General features: G+C 70.4%; 15 protein-coding genes. 11 read left to right on the top strand and 4 right to left on the bottom strand.

Going from position 1 to position 17,478, the window contains the following annotated elements; genetic code table 11:
- The first annotated feature begins 200 nt into the window (after positions 1-200).
- Entirely contained in the window at positions 201-965 is a 765-nt protein-coding gene (locus JOD31_RS07245) for a sulfotransferase family protein (protein ID WP_204949632.1), read from the top strand.
- Positions 966-1,014: 49 nt separating this feature from the next.
- On the opposite strand, the gene JOD31_RS07240 is transcribed toward JOD31_RS07245, so the two are convergent.
- On the bottom strand, positions 1,015-1,533 hold the full coding sequence (locus JOD31_RS07240) for a MarR family winged helix-turn-helix transcriptional regulator (protein ID WP_204949631.1): 519 nt from the start codon (positions 1,531-1,533) through the stop codon (positions 1,015-1,017).
- 342 nt (positions 1,534-1,875) lie between these two features.
- Here JOD31_RS07240 and JOD31_RS07235 point away from each other — a divergent pair, with 342 nt between their 5' ends.
- Positions 1,876-2,967: a GGDEF domain-containing protein gene (locus tag JOD31_RS07235; protein WP_204949630.1), complete on the top strand. Its 1,092-nt coding sequence runs from the start codon at positions 1,876-1,878 to the stop codon at positions 2,965-2,967.
- A 36-nt stretch (positions 2,968-3,003) separates the two neighbouring features.
- Here JOD31_RS07235 and JOD31_RS07230 read toward each other — a convergent pair whose 3' ends face one another.
- A complete protein-coding gene (locus JOD31_RS07230; protein WP_204949629.1) occupies positions 3,004-3,330 on the bottom strand; it encodes an MliC family protein in 327 nt (108 codons plus the stop codon).
- A gap of 161 nt (positions 3,331-3,491) precedes the next feature.
- Here JOD31_RS07230 and JOD31_RS07225 point away from each other — a divergent pair, with 161 nt between their 5' ends.
- Positions 3,492-4,244: a DUF3750 domain-containing protein gene (locus JOD31_RS07225; RefSeq protein ID WP_204949628.1), complete on the top strand. Its 753-nt coding sequence runs from the start codon at positions 3,492-3,494 to the stop codon at positions 4,242-4,244.
- 302 nt (positions 4,245-4,546) lie between these two features.
- Positions 4,547-5,791: an MFS transporter gene (locus JOD31_RS07220; RefSeq protein ID WP_204949627.1), complete on the top strand. Its 1,245-nt coding sequence runs from the start codon at positions 4,547-4,549 to the stop codon at positions 5,789-5,791.
- On the opposite strand, the gene JOD31_RS07215 is transcribed toward JOD31_RS07220, so the two are convergent.
- The gene (locus JOD31_RS07215; RefSeq protein WP_204949626.1) at positions 5,770-7,212 is read right to left on the bottom strand and encodes a UdgX family uracil-DNA binding protein; all 1,443 of its coding nucleotides are present in this window, start codon (positions 7,210-7,212) and stop codon (positions 5,770-5,772) included. The two genes, JOD31_RS07220 and JOD31_RS07215, sit on opposite strands and share 22 nt — an antisense overlap.
- Positions 7,209-8,453 carry a putative DNA modification/repair radical SAM protein gene (locus tag JOD31_RS07210; protein ID WP_204949625.1) on the bottom strand — a complete coding sequence of 415 codons (1,245 nt, stop codon included), beginning with the start codon at positions 8,451-8,453 and terminating at the stop codon, positions 7,209-7,211. The genes JOD31_RS07215 and JOD31_RS07210 overlap by 4 nt, the downstream gene beginning before the upstream one ends.
- Positions 8,454-8,641: 188 nt before the next feature.
- Here JOD31_RS07210 and JOD31_RS07205 point away from each other — a divergent pair, with 188 nt between their 5' ends.
- The 7 genes from JOD31_RS07205 to JOD31_RS07175 all read left to right on the top strand — a co-directional run bounded on the left by JOD31_RS07205 (position 8,642) and on the right by JOD31_RS07175 (position 17,472).
- Positions 8,642-9,493, top strand: coding sequence for an ImuA family protein (locus JOD31_RS07205; protein ID WP_204949624.1), 852 nt, complete (start codon positions 8,642-8,644; stop codon positions 9,491-9,493).
- Complete coding sequence (locus JOD31_RS07200) at positions 9,414-10,967, top strand: Y-family DNA polymerase (protein ID WP_204949623.1); 1,554 nt, start codon at positions 9,414-9,416, stop codon at positions 10,965-10,967. Before JOD31_RS07205 ends, JOD31_RS07200 begins: the two co-directional genes overlap by 80 nt.
- Positions 10,964-14,215 carry an error-prone DNA polymerase gene (locus JOD31_RS07195; RefSeq protein ID WP_204949622.1) on the top strand — a complete coding sequence of 1,084 codons (3,252 nt, stop codon included), beginning with the start codon at positions 10,964-10,966 and terminating at the stop codon, positions 14,213-14,215. Before JOD31_RS07200 ends, JOD31_RS07195 begins: the two co-directional genes overlap by 4 nt.
- 85 nt (positions 14,216-14,300) lie before the next feature.
- The gene (locus JOD31_RS07190; protein WP_204949621.1) at positions 14,301-14,492 is read left to right on the top strand and encodes a YegP family protein; all 192 of its coding nucleotides are present in this window, start codon (positions 14,301-14,303) and stop codon (positions 14,490-14,492) included.
- 34 nt (positions 14,493-14,526) lie between these two features.
- Entirely contained in the window at positions 14,527-15,681 is a 1,155-nt protein-coding gene (locus JOD31_RS07185; protein ID WP_204949620.1) for a DNA cytosine methyltransferase, read from the top strand.
- A complete protein-coding gene (locus tag JOD31_RS07180; protein WP_204949619.1) occupies positions 15,678-16,100 on the top strand; it encodes a very short patch repair endonuclease in 423 nt (140 codons plus the stop codon). The genes JOD31_RS07185 and JOD31_RS07180 overlap by 4 nt, the downstream gene beginning before the upstream one ends.
- Positions 16,101-16,209: 109 nt before the next feature.
- The gene (locus JOD31_RS07175; protein WP_246482384.1) at positions 16,210-17,472 is read left to right on the top strand and encodes a GGDEF domain-containing protein; all 1,263 of its coding nucleotides are present in this window, start codon (positions 16,210-16,212) and stop codon (positions 17,470-17,472) included.
- Positions 17,473-17,478 lie beyond the last annotated feature (6 nt).

Genomic DNA, 17,478 nt, shown 5'->3' with positions numbered 1-17,478 from the left:
CGGGAGGGTTCGCTACACGGGGCGCTCGCTCAATCGCCCGGATTGAACGCACCGGTAAACTCGGCTTGGCTGTGGCGGTTGCCGTCGTGGAGTCGGGCAGGGGCGAAGACGCGGCTTGGTTGCCTCAGCGGTCTCTACAGACGAAAGTCGGGTCGCATCTAATTGCCTCAAGAATGAGCCATCGAACGGGACGCTAAGAGATGCTGTACGTTTGCTTCGGAATGGAAAAAGGTGGCTCCACCTACACCTATTACCTGACGCAAGCGCTTTTCGAAGCTCTGGGGCATCCGCATGTGCAGCTGTCGCCCGAGGTTCGAGACGACGCCAAAGGGCACGGCGGAGGCGTCAATAACGTTCGGGATTGGCGGCACGGCGTCGTTCGATCAATCCGTCTTGCGGTCCCCTCGAACGCGCTCGTGAGTCTCAGGACGCACGCATCTCCTTCGCAGTCCATCCTGAGGATGCTCTCGAAAGGGAAAGCCAAACTCAGCGTGGCCATCAGAGATCCTCGCGATCTGGCTCTCTCCATGAGGGACGTCGCCACCCGTCGCCAATCCCTTGGCAGGGAGTTCAAACACGATGTGCGCCCGGACGACATCACCAGCACCTTCTCGGTGATTAACGCCAACATCGCGCGCGTGGCGGAGTGGACGGCGGCGCCGGACGCGCTGCTTCTCCACTACGAGGAGACGGCGTTCTCGCCGGAACGCACCATCGAAAAGATCTGTCGCCACCTCCATCTCGAGCCGCCGAAGAGCGGCGTCGAAGCGATCACGCTGCAAGCGGCATCCTGGCCGAACGGGAAACGCAACGTCGCGCAGCCTCACCGGCATAGGCGCGAAATGTCCGCGAAGGACCAGGAGATCGTCCTCGATCGCTTCGCGGATTTCTACGCGCGGTATTTCCCCGATGCCCGCGTCTTGACCGAGGACACGCCGGAGCGGCCCGAGCAAGCAATGGACTGACCGGCGGGTAGGGACCGTCCGCGCACCTCAAATCGCTGGCGGCTCGTGGTCAGCTGGCTTTTTTGTCTTTCTTCGTCCGCAGGCCGAGGCCCTCGGCGAAGCTGCGGTCGAGCCGCACCAGCGCGCGCCGGGCGATGGCCACGTGGCGAAGCTCGCGGGGATCGAGGTGCACGTCGAGCGCCGCCCCCTGGGCCGCGACCGCCTCGATCGCCGCGCGGCCGGTTTCGGTCAGCGTCAACAGCTTCGCCCGGGGCGTTTCCTCCGAACTCGCCTTCTGGATCAGCCCGCGCGCGCGGAAGTCGTCCGAGATCTGCTGGAACCGCTGGCGCGACTGGCCGACTTCGCGCGCGATCGCCGCCGCCTTCCGTCCCGGCGCGGCCGCGATCGCGTTCAGCACGCAGTAGTCCTCGAACGTCAGGCCGTGCGCCTTCAACGCCTCCATTTCCGACAGATGCGTAGCGATGGCCTTGATCGCGAGAGCGATGTCGATGACGGACTCGAAGAGATTGCCCGTTTCCGCAGCCGTCAGGTCGAAGGGTTCGGTGGTCTGGACGACGGCGTCGGTCATCGAAGTCTTCCGGGCGTTCCGCGAGAGCGAGAATCTACTGCGAAGGCCGCCGCGGCGTCGAACTGTTTCGCGAGCCCGCCGTGGCGGATCTGCGATGCGGGTCAGATCTCTATACCAACCTTTTGGGAAGGAGGGGCCGGGATGGCCGCCATAGGGCGGTCGCGCGGGCGCGGACTCCGCATGGTCGCGCGGGATGGTTGCGCGAGCGCCTACACGTTAGGCTTGAGCGCAGCAGGAATCATGTTCATGGAAGCTGTCCGTGGTTAACGGCCGGCAACTCCGGCAAACGATTCTGGCGGCATGGGACACAAAGGCCTCTTCAGTCTCCCGCGATGGCGGGTCATGCGCTGGCTGACCGAGGCCGGGAAAGACGTGCCGCCCGAGATCCGCCGGGCGTTGATCGCCAGCCTGCACGGCACTCTGCCCATCTTCGCCGGCGGCGTGTTCAACAGCATCCTGATCGCCGGGATCGTCGCCGCGCGACTGGGACAGCCTCTTCTGATCGCCTGGTTCGTGGCGGAGATCGTGATCGGCGTCCTGCGCCTCGCAGTGCTGGTGTTCTCGTTCCGCCGCGCCGAAGCGGGACAGGGGACGCCCACCGACGTCTATCTCCTGCTGTCGGTGGTCTGGGCGGCGAGCGTGGGTTACGGCGCGTCGATCTGCGTGCTGAGCGGAGACTGGGTCTCCGCGACGGTCGCCTGCATGTCCGCCGCGGCGATGGTCGGCGGCATCTGCTTCCGGAATTTCGCCGCTCCGCGGCTCGTCGCACTGATGATCGCGCTCAGCCTTGGCCCCATCTGTCTGGTGGCGCCGTTTTCCGGCGAGCCCGCGATGCTGGCGGCGCTGGTGCAGATACCGTTCTACCTCATCAGCATGCGGCTCGCCGCCTATCGGCTCAACGGTCTGCTGGTCGGCACCATGGAGGCCGAGCGGGAGAACGACCGCCGCGCGCGGCACGACGCGTTGACGGGGCTTTCGAACCGAGACGGCCTGACGCAGGCGCTCGACGCAGTTGGGCGCGGCGAGCGCCATCGTCTGGCTCTGCTCTATCTGGATCTCGACGGCTTCAAGGCCGTGAACGACACCTATGGCCACACCGCCGGCGATCGGCTGCTGAAAGCGGCCGCGGTCCGGCTCAAGGGCCTGCTGCGCGCCGGCGACGTCGCGGCCCGGATCGGCGGCGACGAGTTCGTCATCATCGCCCGCGATGTGGACCGGGCGCAGGCGCCCGCCTTCGGCGAGAGGCTGATCCGCGAAGTCGGCGCCCCCTACGATCTTGGGGACGGCATGTCGGTCACCATCGGCGTCAGCGTCGGCGTCGCGCTGACGCCCCATCACGGCGAAGATCTGCCGGAGCTGCTGCAGATGGCCGACGCCGCGCTCTATCAGGCCAAGCTCGCGGGCAAGTCGCGCTGCGTGATCGCGACGGACTAGTCGGTCGACTGCGGGTGATCGTCCCGACGCAGCCGATCATGTCGCGAGGCATGCAGTCGCGGGGCTTCCTTTCGCCGTCCAGGTGGCCGTGTCGCCCTGGCTCCAAAGGTCGTAGCCGTCGGCGGCGTAACGGACGCCGGACGTCGCGCGGAGGCGCGACAGCCGGGCCTTCTCGCCGTCGACCATGGTGACGTCCGCCGCGTCGCCCTGAAACCGCACCGAGAGAAACGAGCCGTCGTTGCAGGCGTAACGTACGGGATCGGCCAGTTCGGCGCTGGGCGAGAGAGACGGGCGCACGTCCGCCGCGCATCCCGAACCAGCGACGGCCGCGAGGGCGACCAACCCCTTGGCGAAGCGACGCATCACAAACTCCCTGCCGAGCACTCGGACCGGAGCCCGATTCGACGCCCTTATACGCCTCATCACGAAATCGAGCGCGCAGCTCCCGCCCAGCGCCCCGCCCGCCTATGTTCGCGCAGCGTCCGGATCGGACGCGGCTCCAACTCGTCTTGCCCCGGGTGCGTATGATTTTCCGAACGTTCGGCGTGCTCGCCGGCAGCTTCGTCGTCCTGTTCCTGCTGCCGCTCGGCCTGTCCGCGCTGCTGTACGCGCTTGGGAGCGCCCCGCGCGACTGGCAGGCGGCGGACCGTTCCAGCGCAGGTCTGCTGCCGCCCGCCGCCCAGCAGCCGGAGGCGGTCGTGCGCGTGTTCGCGGCGCGCACGGTGCGGTGGCGCGGGATCTTCGCCTCCCACTGCTGGATCGTTGTGAAGCCGAAGGGAGCGGACGCTTACACGCGCTACGACTACACAGCTTGGGGACAGCCGATCCGGGTCAACGGCTTCGTGGCCGACGGCCGCTGGTTCGGCCGCGCGCCGGAGCTGGTCTTCGCCGCCGACGGCGCTCTGGCCGAGCGGGCCATCCCCAAGATCCGCGAGGCGATCTCGGGCTATGGGTTCGCCGCGATCGGCGACTACCGCGCCTGGCCGGGTCCGAACTCAAACACCTTCGTGGCGGCCGTGATGGCGGCGGTTCCGGAGCTCGACGCCAAACTGCCGACGACAGCGCTGGGGAAAGATTATCCCTATGACGGACGGTGGGTCGCGCTGACGCCCTCGAAGACGGGCCTGCGCGTCACGGCGGGCGGCTATGGCGGCGTCACGCTAGGCTGGATGGAGGGCTTGGAGATCAACGTCCTCGGCGCAGTGTTCGGGCTGGAGTTCCGAAGCCCCGCGATCAACCTCCCAGGCCTCGGCCGGTTCGGCGTCGATCGCGCGTAGGCGTGGCTTCGTGCAACCGGAGCGAGATTTTTAATAGATAATATCTATTGGTCAATAAACGGGATCGTTGCGCTGCAGCAGCGTTGCGGAGCGCAAATGACCGTTGTTTGACAGGTGGCTGGGTCGATCGTGACGCTGCGCGCCAACGCATGACTGCCCTGCAAACTGCTGCGTTGCAGCATGATCGTGGCCACAGTATACCAATCGGCGTGGCCGGCGCTCGCGCTGGCCTAGCCCTCCTTGGGCGTTTCCTCCCTAGACTTGGGCCGGCTCTGCCGGCCCTTTTTTTTCCGGAGGGCTTCATGTCCGTCTCCGACGCGGCGATCACCGCCGAACCCCACGCCTACGCCGCCGAGCGCGCTCCGAGCGCGCCCTACGGCGCCCGTTTCGCTCTGACGGCTCTGTCCGTCGGAGGACTCGCGCTCGGCACCGGCGAATTCGCCGCCATGGGCGTGCTGCCGGACGTCGCGGCGGACGTCGCGGTCTCGATCCCCGCCGCCGGCCACATGATCAGCGCCTATGCGCTGGGCGTGGTGGTCGGCGCGCCATTGCTCGCCGTGCTGTTCGCCAAGGCGCCGCGGCGCGCGCTGCTGGTCTGGCTGATGCTGTTCTTCGCGCTGGGCAATCTCGCGAGCGCGTTCGCCCCGGGCTATCTCTCGCTCAACGCCGGACGGTTCGTCGCCGGCCTGCCGCACGGCGCCTACTTCGGCGTCGCCGCGCTTGTGGCGGCGTCGCTCGTCGCGCCGAACAAGCGGGCGCAGGCGGTCAGCAACGTCATGCTCGGCCTGAGCGCGGCCAATGTGGTGGGCGTGCCGGCGGCCACCTGGCTCGGGCAGACCTTCGGCTGGCGCGCGACCTTCATGGCGGTGGCGGCGCTCGGCCTGCTGACGGCGGCGATGGTGCGCGCCTTCCTGCCTGCGATCGCCGCCGCGGAGGGCGCGAGCGCGCGCCGCGAGCTGGGCGCCTTCGCAAAGCCCCAGGTGTGGTTCACGCTCGGCGTGGCCGCCGTCGGCTTTGGCGGCATGTTCGCGGTCTACAGCTACATTTCGCCCACGCTGACGGAAGTGACGGGCCTTCCCGTGAGCCTCGTGCCGGTGATGCTCGCCGTCCTCGGCCTCGGCATGATCGCCGGCAACATCGTCGGCGGCATGCTCGCGGACCGCGCGCTCAAGGCCACGATCCTCGGGACGCTGGTCTGGAGCGCGGCGGTGATCGGAGCTTTCGTTTACGGCTCCGCCACGCTGTGGACCGCGACGGTCAACCTGTTCCTGATCGGCACCTGCATCGCGATCGGGCCTGCGCTCCAGACCCGGCTGATGGACGTGGCGGCGGATGCGCAGACCCTGGCCGCCGCGCTCAACCATTCGGCCTTCAACCTCGCCAACGCCATCGGCGCCTGGCTTGGGGGCGTTGCGATCGCGGCCGGCCTCGGCTGGACGGCCCCGGGCTGGGTCGGCGCGGTGCTCGCGCTCGGCGGGCTGGCGCTCGCCCTGACGTCGTTCTGGGTTGAGAAGCGCGACGCCCGTCAGGCAGCTTCGGCGAGATAGTTCGCCGCGAGAGCGAGGTCGTCGACGAAGCGTCGGTACTCCTCCTCCCGGCGCGCCTGGTCCGGCAGGCGCAGCAGATAGGAGGGGTGCACCGTCACCAGCACGTCCGGCGCGCCGTCGCGGCGGGCGATGCGTCCGCGGTGCTCGCCCACCTTCACCGGTTTGCCGAAGGCCGCCCGCGCGGCGGTCGCGCCCATCGCCACCACGAGTTGGGGCTTCAGGAGGGCGAGTTCTCGCTCGAGCCAGGGCCGGCAGGCGTTGATCTCGGTCGGCCCCGGCGTCTTGTGCAGCCGGAATTTGCCGCGCGGCTCGAACTTGAAGTGCTTCACCGCATTGGTGACGTAGACCTTGTCGCGTTCGAGGCCGGCTTCCCGTGCGGCTTTGTCGAACAGCGCGCCCGCGGGGCCGACGAACGGCCGGCCGGCGATGTCCTCCTTGTCGCCGGGCTGCTCGCCCACGACGACGATCGTCGCGGTGGGCGGCCCTTCGCCGAACACCGCCTGGGTCGCGGGCTCCCACAGCGGGCAGGCGCGGCAGGCGTCGACCTCATCGTGCAGCGCTTCGAGCGACGTCGGTTCGCCGCGGTCCGGGGAGGCTTCGATCGGCGTCATGCGCTGGCCTTTCTTCGGCGCTGGCGCGGGGGCGGCGACCATGTCGGCCGTCGCCTTGGCGGCCGAAGCGATCAGGGGACGAATGAGCGAGGCCTCCGGAAGGTTGCGCCAATACTTCCGCGGCATCTCGGCCCGCATGGCGTGGACCTTCAGCCGGGCGGGATTGAAGATGCTGGCGTAGTAGGTCCGCCAGGCGTCCTCCAGAACGTCGCTGTCCGGCGCGTCGGCGCGGCGGCCGCCTTCGCCGAACGCGAGCGCGGCGCCGTCCCAGTGCGCGGAGCGCTCCGGCGTCAGGATCGACCAGCGCATGGCCGCGAACCGGCGCATGAAGAACGGCGCGGTCGCCTCGACGATGTGGTGCTCCGGCTCGAACCAGGCGACGAACCACGCGCCGTCCTCGCGCGTGACCTCCCGGAAGCGGACGAAGGCGGTCATCTTGTGCTTGTCGCGCCGCACCGCCTTGGCGAGGCCGTGCGCGCGCACGACGTCGGGGTCGGCGGCGTCCCCCAGGAGGGTTCGGTCGGCGGCGAGCCGCAGCAGCAGCCGGTAGCAGAGGTCGAAGCGGCCGGGGTCGCTGTGCAGCAGCGCGACCTCGGCGAGGTCGAGGAAGGCGCGCGGCACCGAGAGCGCGGAGGGGGCGAGCGGCGGCGCCTGCGGCGCAACAGGCGCCGCGAACAGGTCGCCGCCCTCGTCGCCCACGCTCCAGACCACGTCGTGCGGGGGCGCGCCTTCGGACGCCAGCGCGCGCGCGGCCGCGCGCCAGCCGGCGATATCGGACGGCCCCGCAAGCGCAATCCGCCGCGGACTCACAGCGCGAGCGCCATCTGCCGCGGCTGGGGAACGAAGCGTTCGATCAGGCGCTCGCTTTCAAGCGTCGCGATCGACGGCATGTGGTCCGCAAGCTTGAGGAAGGGCAGGGCCTTGGCGAGCGGCGCGCGCATGCGGCGCAGATCCTCGACCCTCAGCATGCGGAAGCGGCGGGCGGACAGGATGCGGTCCACCACCGTCTTGCCGAGGCCGGGCGTGCGCAGCAGCTGTTCGCGGGAGGCGCGGGCGACGTCGAGCGGGAACTGCTCGCGGTGACGCAAGGCCCAGGCGAGCTTTGGATCGATCGCGAGGTCCAGCATGCCGCCGCCTTCGGTGATCTCGGCAACGCTGAAACCGTAAAACCGCATCAGCCAGTCAGCCTGATAGAGCCGGTGCTCGCGCACCAGCGGGGGCGCGACGAGCGGTAGGGCGGCGCTCGCGTCCGGGATCGGGCTGAAGGCGGAGAAATAAACCCGCTTCAGCCGGTACGAGCCGTAGAGGTTCGCGGACGTCGTCAGGATGGCGCGGTCGTCGGAGGCGTCGGCGCCGACGATCATCTGGGTGCTCTGGCCGGCGGGCGCGAAGCGCGGCGGGCGGGCCCGGCCGGCGGCGGTCGGCTCCTTCGCCTCCTCGATCCGCCCGCGCAGATCCGCCATGGTGCGGCGGACGGCGCGCAGGTCCTTCTCGGGCGCGAGGCGCTTCAGGCTGGTCTCATCAGGCAGTTCGACGTTGATCGACAGCCGGTCGGCGTAGAGCCCGGCCTCCGCGATCAGCTCGGGGGCCGCGTCCGGAATGGTCTTTAAGTGGATGTAGCCCTTGAAGCCATGGTCGAGGCGAAGGCTCTTCGCCACCCGCATCACCTGCTCCATCGTGTAGTCCGCGTTGCGGATGACCCCGGAGGAGAGGAACAGCCCTTCGATGTAATTGCGCCGGTAGAAGTCGAGCGTGAGCGTCACCGCCTCCTCGACCGTGAAGCGCGCGCGCGGCGTGTTGCTGGTGGCGCGGTTGACGCAATAGAGGCAATCGAACGCGCAGGCGTTGGTCAGCAGGATCTTGAGAAGCGAGATGCAGCGGCCGTCGGGCGCGTAGGAGTGGCAGATGCCGGCCCCCTCGGTGGAGCCGAGCCCGCGCGCCGGCCCGCCCTTCGACCCCGCCGAGTTGCGCTTGTCCGTGCCGCTCGAGGCGCAGGACGCGTCGTACTTCGCGGCGTCGGCGAGGATGGCGAGCTTGGCGGTGATGTCCACGGAGTTCTTTCTCTGTTCCCGTCTGGCCCTCGACCATATGTTCGATATTTGTTCCAATCAAGAGGTGCTCAGGTGAGTCTTTTGCGATCGACGGGAGGAAACCCACGCGGGGCGTCTGCGGCGTCTTGACTCAGTTTTGAAGCGCTCCCTATAAGAGAACAGAACAAGAACTTTTGCGGATTTCAACGATGACGACGCGCGCTGTGGCGGAGACGCTGGACGCGCTCAGGACGGTTGTGGCCCGCATCGAGGCCGACACGTCGGGCGCTCTCGGCGCGGAGGAGCGGATCGTCCTCGGCGTGCCCGAGATGGACGCGGCGCTCGGCGGCGGGCTCCGGCGCGGCGCGCTGCATGCGGTGTCGGGCGTGTCCGCGGCGGGCGCCGTCGCGGCCACGGGGTTTGCGGTCGCGCTCGCCGTCAGGGCGGGGCGGCGGGGGAGGACGGCGGTATGGATCCGACAGGACATGTCCGGGCGCGAGACCGGGGAGCCCTGGCCGATGGGGCTGGCGGAGCTCGGCTTCGATCCCGACCGGCTGGTGCTGGTGCGCGCGCCGGACGAGGCGGCGACGCTCCGCGCGGCGGAAGCCGCGCTTGCCTGTCCGGCTCTCGCGGTCACGCTGATCGAGCCCTTCGGTCGCCTGGCGGCGTTCGACCGCGTGGCGGTGCGGCGGCTGGCGCTTGCCGCCGGCCGCTCCGGCGTGCCGGCGATCGTGGTGCGGGCGGGGGCGCCCTCGCTCGCCGCGCCCGTTGGGTTTTCAGCGGCGGAAACGCGCTGGCGGGTCGCCCCCGCCGCATCGCCTCCCGGAGAGGTGGACTGGGGACGGCCGCGCTTTCACGTCGAGCTGGTGCGCAACCGGCGCGGCGGCCTCGGGCGGTGGACGCTCGGGTGGAACGGCCATGAGCGCGGCTTCGCCGTGGCCGCAGGGAACGCGGGAAGCTTCGGGGCCGGCGCGGAGGATCATGGCGGTCGCCTTGCCGAACCTCCCCGTCGAGCGGGTGCGGCGGCGGGAGCGGGCGGCGGGCTCCGGCGCGCCGGATGACCGCCCGCTCGTCATCGTCGAGCGCCAGGGCGCGGCGCTCCGCATCGTGGCGCTCGACGCCGCGGCGGAGGCGGCGGGCGCGAGGCCCGGGCTGCCGCTGACGGAGGCGCGCGCGATCCGTCCGGATCTGCGCGCGGTCCCGGCGGACGCCGCGGCCGATCACGCCATGCTCACGGCGGTGGCCGACTGGTGCGACCGCTACACCCCGCTCGTCGCGCTCGATCCGCCCCATGGCCTGCTGCTCGACGTCGCGGGCTGCGCGCATTTCTTCGGCGGCGAGGCGGCGATGGCGCAGGATGTGGCGCAGGCGCTGGCGCGCCAAGGGCTCACCGCCCGGGTCTCTGTCGCGGGCGGGGCCGGCGTCGCCCGGGCGCTGGCGTGGTTCACGCCCGGCGGCGTCGCGACGCCGGAGGAGGAGCGCGCGCGCCTCGCGGCGCTTCCGGTCGCGGCGCTGGGTCCCGCCGAAGCGGTCCGCACGGGGCTCGCCCGCGCCGGCCTGACGACGCTTGGCCAACTCGCGGCCCGTGGCCGGGGCGAGCTCGCCGCACGGTTCGGCTTCGGTCTCGTGGCAGCTCTCGACCAGGCGTTCGGCCGGGTCGATCCGCCGATTTCGCCGCGGCGGCCGGCGCCGGCGCGGATGATCGAACGCCGGTTTCCCGAACCCGTCCTCACCCAGGATGCGGTGGTCGCGGCGTGCCGGGCGCTTGCGGGCGCGCTCGCCGGCAGGCTCGAGGCCGCGGGCGAGGGCGTGACCCGCGTCGAGGCCGCCTTCTTCCGCGCCGACGGCAAGGTCTCGCGGATCTCGGTCGCCACCGGCCGTCCGACGCGGGATCCGGACATGCTGCTGCGGCTCCTCAGGGAGCGGCTCGACGCGCTGGCGGATCCGATCGATCCCGGCTTCGGCTTCGATCTCGTCCGGCTGTCGGCGCTCGCGGTCGAGCCGCTCGCTCCCGAGGCCGTCAGCCTCGATCCGGGCGCGGCGGAGGAAGGCGCGGTCGCGGAGCTGGTCGATCGGCTCGCCGCGCGTCATGGTCGCCGCCGCGTGCTGCGCTTCCTGGCCGGCGACGTCCATCGTCCGGAGGGCGAGGCGCGGGCGCGTCCGGCCCAGGCGATGTCGACCGGGGGCGGGCGATCGGCTGCGCGTGCGGCGAGCTGGCCGGCGCCGTCCGTCGCGGAGCCGCCGCGCCGGCCCTTGCGGCTGTTCGCCGATCCGGAGCCGATCGAGGTTCTGGCCGAGGTGCCGGACGGGCCGCCGATCCGCTTCCTGTGGCGGCGGGTGGCGCATGCGGTCGCCCGCGCGGAGGGGCCGGAGCGGATCGCCCTCGAATGGTGGCGGCGCGACCCGGGCGCGCTGACGCGCGACTACTTTCGGGTGGAGGACGCGGAAGGGGCCCGGTTCTGGCTCTACCGCGACGGGCTTTACGTCTGCGAGGCGGAGCATCCGCGCTGGTTCCTGCACGGCCTGTTCGGATGACCGCCTTCGCCGAACTCGCCGCCATGACGGCCTTTTCCTTCCTCCGCGCCGGCTCGCGGCCGGAGGAGTACGTCGCGGCCGCGGCGTTCTACGGGCTCGAGGCCATCGGGATCGCGGACGTGAACTCCGTCGCGGGCGTCGTCCGCGCCTATGCGACGCTCGGCAACAAGGACTTGCCGCAACCGACGCCGAAGCTGGTGGTGGGCGCGCGTCTGGTGTTCGAGGACGATGCGCCGGACGTCGTCGTCCATCCGCGCGACCGCGCCGCCTGGGGGCGGCTCTGCCGGCTGCTCAGCCTCGGCAAGGGGCGCGCACCGAAGGGCGAGTGCCGCCTGCTCTTCGAGGACCTGCTGGCGTGGCGCGAGGGGTTGCTCGCCATCGTCATGCCGTCGCGGGCGCCCGGCCGCGAGACGGAGCGAGCGCTCGCGGCGCTGAAGGAGACGGGACGGGACGCGACGTGGCTCGGCGCGACCATGCCGCGGCGCGGCGACGACGCCCGCAGGCTTGCGCGGCTGAAGCGCCTGGCGTCCCGCGTCGGCGTCCCGCTTCTCGCCACCAACGAGCCGCTCTGCCACACGCCCGACCGACGCCCGCTGCTCGACGTCGTCACCTGCATCCGCGAGGGCGTGACGCTCGACGGCGCGGGCCGCAGGCTGGAGGCGAACGCCGAGCGGCACCTGAAACCGGGGGCCGAAATGGCCCGGCTGTTCCGGGACGCGCCGGACGCGGTGACGGAGACGCTGAGGTTCACGGAGCAGGTCGTCTTCAGTCTCGAGGACCTGAAGTACAATTACCCGCACGAGCCGGTGCCCGCGGACAAGACGCCGCACGGCCATTTGCGCGACCTCGTGCGCGAGGGTCTCGCCCGGTTCTATCCCGGAGGGACGCCCCCGGCGGTGGCGAAGCTGGTCGCCAAGGAACTGGCGTTCATCAAGCGCGAGAACTACGCGCATTACTTCCTGACCGTCCATGACGTCGTGGCCTACGCGCGGTCGCAGGGCATTCTCTGTCAGGGGCGCGGGTCCGCGGCGAACTCCGCCGTCTGCTATGTGCTCGGGATCACCGCGGTCGATCCGGCCGAGTCCAACGTTCTGTTCGAACGATTTTTATCCAAGGAACGGTCGGAGCCGCCGGACATCGACGTCGACTTCGAGCATGAGCGGCGCGAGGAGGTGATCCAGCACATCTACGCGCGCTACGGCCGTGAGCGCGCGGCGCTCGTCGCAACCGTCATCCATTACAAGCCGCGCAGCGCCGTGCGGGAAGTCGGCAAGGTCTTCGGCATGGGCGAGGATCTGACCGCCGCGCTCGCCAACACGGTCTGGGGCGGCTGGGGCGACGGGCTGACGGAGGCGCAGGTGCGCCAGGCGGGGCTCGACCCGTCCAATCCCTATCTCCTTCCGGCGCTGAAGCTCGCGAGCGAACTCGTCGGTTTCCCGCGCCACCTGTCTCAGCACGTGGGCGGCTTCGTGCTGACCGACGACCGGCTCGACGAATGTGTGCCTGTCGGCCCGGCGGCGATGCCGGACCGCAGCTTCATCGAATGGGACAAGGACGACATCGACGCCGTCGGGATGATGAAGGTCGACGTGCTCGCGCTCGGGATGCTGACCTGCATCCGCAAGGCCTTCGACCTTATCCGCGTCCATGAACGCCAGGCGCTCGAACTGGCGACCATCAAGCCGGGCCAGGAGGACGTCTACGCCATGCTGTCGCGCGGGGACTCGCTCGGCGTGTTCCAGGTCGAGAGCCGCGCGCAGATGAACATGCTGCCGCGGCTGAAGCCGAAGGCGTTCTATGATCTCGTCATCCAGGTCGCGATCGTGCGGCCGGGCCCGATCCAGGGCGACATGGTCCACCCCTATCTCAAGCGCCGCCAGAATCCGGAGCTGGTCAAGTATCCCGAGCCCGGACCGCCGCATGACCCGAACGAACTGAGGAACGTGCTGGAGAAGACGCTCGGCGTGCCGCTGTTCCAGGAGCAGGCCATGCGCATCGCCATGGTGGCGGCCAAGTTTTCCGGCGAGGAGGCCAACGGCCTGCGCCGGGCCATGGCGACCTTCCGCAACCTCGGCGACATCGGCGTGTTCCGGGACAGGATGGTCGGCAACATGATCGCGCGCGGGTACGATCCGGAGTTCGCCGCGAACTGCTTCAAGCAGATCGAGGGCTTCGGCTCCTACGGCTTCCCCGAGAGCCACGCCGCGAGCTTCGCCAAGCTGGTCTACATCTCGTCCTATCTGAAATGCCGTCATCCCGCGGCCTTCGCCTGCGCGCTGCTCAACTCCCAGCCCATGGGATTCTACGCCCCCGCCGAGATCGTGCGGGACGCGCGCGAGCACGGCGTCGAGACCCGCGGGGCGGACGTCGCGGTCAGCCACTGGGACAACACGCTGGAGAGACGGCCGGACGACGCGCTGCGCCTGCGCATCGGCTTCCGGCAGATCGACGGGTTTCGTGAGGACTGGGCCGAGGCGCTGGCCGCGGCGCGCGGAAGCGGCTTCGACTCGATCGACGACCTGAAGCGCCGGGCCAGGCTGCCGAAGGCCGCACTGGTCAAGCTCGCCGACGCCGACGCCTTCCGCTCGATGCGGCTCGACCGGCGAGCAGCCCTCTGGGAGGTGCGGCGGCTGCCGGACGACGTCGCGCTGCCGCTGTTCGAGGCGGCGGACGCGGCGGACCTCGGCGCGGAGGAGGGGAGCGAGGCGCTGCCCGACATGGCGCTGTCGGAGCATGTGGTCGCGGACTACCAGACGACCCGGCTCTCGCTCAAAGGCCATCCCATGCAGTTTCTGCGCGGCCTGTTCGCGCGGGAAGGCGCGGTTTCCTGCACGGACGTCAAAGACGCCCGGGACGGGCGGCGGCTGACGGCGGCCGGCGTCGTGCTCGTCCGGCAGAAGCCGGGCAGCGCCAAGGGCGTCGTGTTCATGACCATCGCCGACGAGACCGGAGTGGCGAACGCCGTGGTCTGGCCGACCGTGCTCCTTCGCTTTCGCCGGGAGGTGATGGCCGCCCGGCTGATCCAGGTCGAGGGACGCGTCCAGCGCAGCCCCGAAGGGATCGTCCATCTGGTGGCGGAGCGTCTCGTCGACCGCACCCACGAGCTCTCCCGCCTGTCGAGCCGGGAACTCGAGCCGCCTCTGGCGCGCGCCGACGAGATGCGTCGTCCCCAGCCCGACCGTCCGCAGCAGCCGCGCGCGCACCCCCGCGACGTCCGCATTCTGCCGAAATCGCGCGATTTCCACTGACGCGGTCCGCTTCCCGCTTGGCGGGCGCGCGAAGTTGGACATAGCCTGCGAGTCGGGCGTTGCAGACCCGTAACGGGAGATGAAAATGGCCGCGAAGTTCGAAATCTACAAAGACAAGAAGGGCGAATTCCGGTTCCGCTACGTCGCGTCGAACGGCGAGCCGATGTTCGGCTCCGAAGGCTACACCACCAAGGCCTCGGCCAAGAGCGCGATCGAATCCATCAAGAAGAACGTTCCGGACGCCGACGTGGTCGACACCACCACGGAGGTCGCCTGAACGCGGCTGGCGGCGGCCATCCGGCGGCGGCGGCGTGAGCGAGCTCACCTTCTATGAGTTCTTCGCAGGCGGCGGCATGGCCCGGGTCGGCCTCGGCTCCGGCTGGCGCTGCCTGTTCGCGAACGATCTCAGCCCAAAGAAGGCCGCCGCCTACCGCGCGAACTTCGGCGGGGACGACCTGCACGTGGGCGACGTCCACGCGGTCACGCCCGCGATGCTTCCCGGGCGGGCGGATCTCGCCTGGGGCTCCTTTCCCTGCCAGGATCTCTCGCTGGCCGGCGCGAAGGCCGGCCTCGCCGGCGCGCGCTCCGGCGCGTTCTGGGGCTTCTGGAACGCGGTCCTCCAGCTCAAGGCGGAAGGCCGCGCGCCGAAGACCCTGGTGCTCGAGAACGTCTGCGGGGCGCTGACCTCGCGCGGTGGGCGCGACTTCGCCTCGATCGGCGCCGCGCTGAGCGACGCCGGCTACCGGTTCGGCGCGCTGGTGGTGGACGCCGCCCTGTTCCTCCCGCAGTCGCGCCCGCGCCTCTTCATCGTGGCGATCGCCGACGACGTCGAGCCGCCGGCCTCCGCCGTCGATCCGGCCCACGGCGCGCCGTCCGCCTTCCGGCCGAAGGCGCTTCACATGGCCCACGCCGCGCTCGGTCCCGCCGCGCGGAAGGCCTGGATCTGGTGGCGCCTGTCGCCGCCGCGCGTCAATGTGCGCGCGCTCGAGGACATCGTCGAAGACGACCCGGCGACCGCGCCCTGGCGCGCCCCGCATGAGACCGAGGCGCTGCTCGCGCTCATGGCGCCGCTGCACCGCGCCCGCATCGAGAGCCTCAAGGCTTCCCAGGTCCGCCGGGTCGGCGCGGTCTACCGCCGCATGCGGCTCGACGCGTCGGGGGCGAAGGTGCAGCGCGCGGAGGCGCGGTTCGACGGCGTCGCCGGCTGTCTGCGCACGCCCGCCGGCGGCTCGAGCCGTCAGACGCTGCTGGTGATCGAGAACGGCGTCGTGCGCTCGCGCCTGATGTCGGCGCGCGAAGCCGCACGCTTGATGGGGCTCGACGACGCCTACGCGTTGCCCTCGAACTACAACGACGCCTACCGGCTCGCGGGCGACGGCGTCGCGGTGCCGGTGGTGCGTTTTCTCGCCCATGAGCTGCTGGAGCCGCTGCTCGGTCGCGGGGCGGCCGCGCGGCGCACGGCGTGAGCCGCAGCCCCGCGCCTCCGCAGACGCCCGAAGCCCGTTCCGCCGTCATGCGGGCGGTGAAGAGCCGCGACACCAAGCCGGAGATGCAGGTCCGGCGCGCCGCCCATGCGCTGGGCTATCGCTTCCGCCTGCACCGCAAGGACCTGCCGGGCAGCCCGGACCTCGTGTTCCCCTCGCGCAAGAAGGTGATCTTCGTCCATGGCTGCTTCTGGCACGGTCACAATTGCCCGCGGGGGAGCCGCATGCCGAAGACCAATGCGGAGTATTGGCAGGCGAAGATCGCGCGCAACGTCGCGCGGGACTGGCGGACGCTCGCCGAGCTCGGCGCGCTCGGCTGGGAGGCGCTGACGATCTGGGAGTGCGAGCTGAAGGACCCCTCGGGGCTGGCCGATCGGCTTCGGTCGTTTCTCTGCGTTTGATAGACGCAGCCGCCGCTAACGTCTCCGTAAACCGAAGAGCCTATTGCATCGGAGACGAGGCGCCTCCGGCGACGCGCGTCTGGAGGCGTTCTCCACCGAGGAGCAGTCGTTGACAGCGGAACGGCGAACGCCAGCCTGCGGGACCGAGGGCGCCCATGCTCTCGGCAGGTCCTGCGAGGATCTGCGGCTTGCGGCTCTTGCGCGTTACGACGTGATGGACACGCCGGGCGAAGAGGCGTTCGACCGGATTGTCCGGCTGACGCAGAAGGTCTTTCGCACCTCGATGGTCACGATCAGCCTGATCGACGGCCACCGCCAATGGTTTAAGGCGCGCCACGGCGTAGGGCCGCAGGAGACCGCGCGAGGGCCCGCGCTGTGCAGCTCCACGATCGAGCAGGGGTCGCCGCTGATCGTGACCGACGCACGGCGGGATCCGCGGTTCGCGCAGAATCCCTTCGTGACCGGCGAGCCCCACATCCGGTTCTACGCGGGCGCGCCGCTGGTTACGCCCGACGGGCAGATGCTCGGCACTCTGTGCGTTATGGACCAGGCGCAGCGAGCGTTCACCGACGACGAGCGCGAGATCCTCGTCGATCTCGCGCGCATCGTGATCGATGAGCTGGAGCTTCGCCTGCTGGCGGACGCCGACGCGCTCACCGGTGCGCTGTCGCGCCGCGCCTTCCGCGCCGAAGCGCAGAAAGCGATCGATCAGGCGGCCCACGCCGAGCGCCCGCTGAGCCTGATCGTCATCGACCTCGACCATTTCAAGCGCGTGAACGACACCTACGGACACGATCGCGGCGACGCGGCGCTGATCGGAAGCGTCTTGGCCTGCGCCGCGCAGTTCGCGGGCCGGGAGCGGATCGGGCGGCTTGGCGGCGAGGAGTTTGCGGTGCTGCTGCCCGACGTCGGGACGGATCGGGCGTTGAGCGTCGCCGAGCGGATCCGAGAGGCGATCCGCGGCGAGACTTACGCGTTCCGCGAGGGGACCTTCCGCGTCACGGCTAGCCTCGGGGTGACTTCGGCGCCGGCCGACGGCGCCTGCGACATCGACATGCTGCTGCGCTCCGCCGACATGGCGCTGTACCAGGCGAAGGCCGCCGGGCGGAATAGGTGCGTCGTGGCGGCGAGCCCTATCGGGAGGGGCGCGGGCCTGCGGCGGGTTCTGAAGCGCGGGAGCCTCGTGCTCGGCGCGGGCCGCGAGAGCGTACCCTGCACCGTCCGGGCGGTGTCGGCCGGCCGCGTCCGGCTCGACGTTCTGGGCGCCGCCGAACTGCCGACGCGGTTCGATCTGGTCATGGACGGCGAGGACCCCGCGCCCTGCCGGGTCGTCACGCGGTCGGAGCGAGGCCTCGAGGCGGCGTTCGAGTAAGCGACC

Origin of the sequence: Methylopila capsulata (assembly GCF_016907975.1) — a bacterium.
GTDB classification, from domain to species: Bacteria; Pseudomonadota; Alphaproteobacteria; order Rhizobiales; family Methylopilaceae; genus Methylopila; species Methylopila capsulata.
Note: the sequence above shows the minus strand (reverse complement) of the source record. Positions and strands in the feature narration are given on the sequence as shown.

What these genes read in the sequence shown, in the direction of transcription:
- JOD31_RS07245 (WP_204949632.1), top strand. Translation starts at nt 201, where the DNA reads ATGCTGTACGTTTGCTTCGGAATGGAAAAAGGTGGCTCCACCTACACC.
- JOD31_RS07240 (WP_204949631.1), bottom strand. Translation starts at nt 1,533, where the DNA reads ATGACCGACGCCGTCGTCCAGACCACCGAACCCTTCGACCTGACGGCT.
- JOD31_RS07235 (WP_204949630.1), top strand. Translation starts at nt 1,876, where the DNA reads ATGCGCTGGCTGACCGAGGCCGGGAAAGACGTGCCGCCCGAGATCCGC.
- JOD31_RS07230 (WP_204949629.1), bottom strand. Translation starts at nt 3,330, where the DNA reads ATGCGTCGCTTCGCCAAGGGGTTGGTCGCCCTCGCGGCCGTCGCTGGT.
- JOD31_RS07225 (WP_204949628.1), top strand. Translation starts at nt 3,492, where the DNA reads ATGATTTTCCGAACGTTCGGCGTGCTCGCCGGCAGCTTCGTCGTCCTG.
- JOD31_RS07220 (WP_204949627.1), top strand. Translation starts at nt 4,547, where the DNA reads ATGTCCGTCTCCGACGCGGCGATCACCGCCGAACCCCACGCCTACGCC.
- JOD31_RS07205 (WP_204949624.1), top strand. Translation starts at nt 8,642, where the DNA reads ATGACGACGCGCGCTGTGGCGGAGACGCTGGACGCGCTCAGGACGGTT.
- JOD31_RS07200 (WP_204949623.1), top strand. Translation starts at nt 9,414, where the DNA reads ATGGCGGTCGCCTTGCCGAACCTCCCCGTCGAGCGGGTGCGGCGGCGG.
- JOD31_RS07195 (WP_204949622.1), top strand. Translation starts at nt 10,964, where the DNA reads ATGACCGCCTTCGCCGAACTCGCCGCCATGACGGCCTTTTCCTTCCTC.
- JOD31_RS07190 (WP_204949621.1), top strand. Translation starts at nt 14,301, where the DNA reads ATGGCCGCGAAGTTCGAAATCTACAAAGACAAGAAGGGCGAATTCCGG.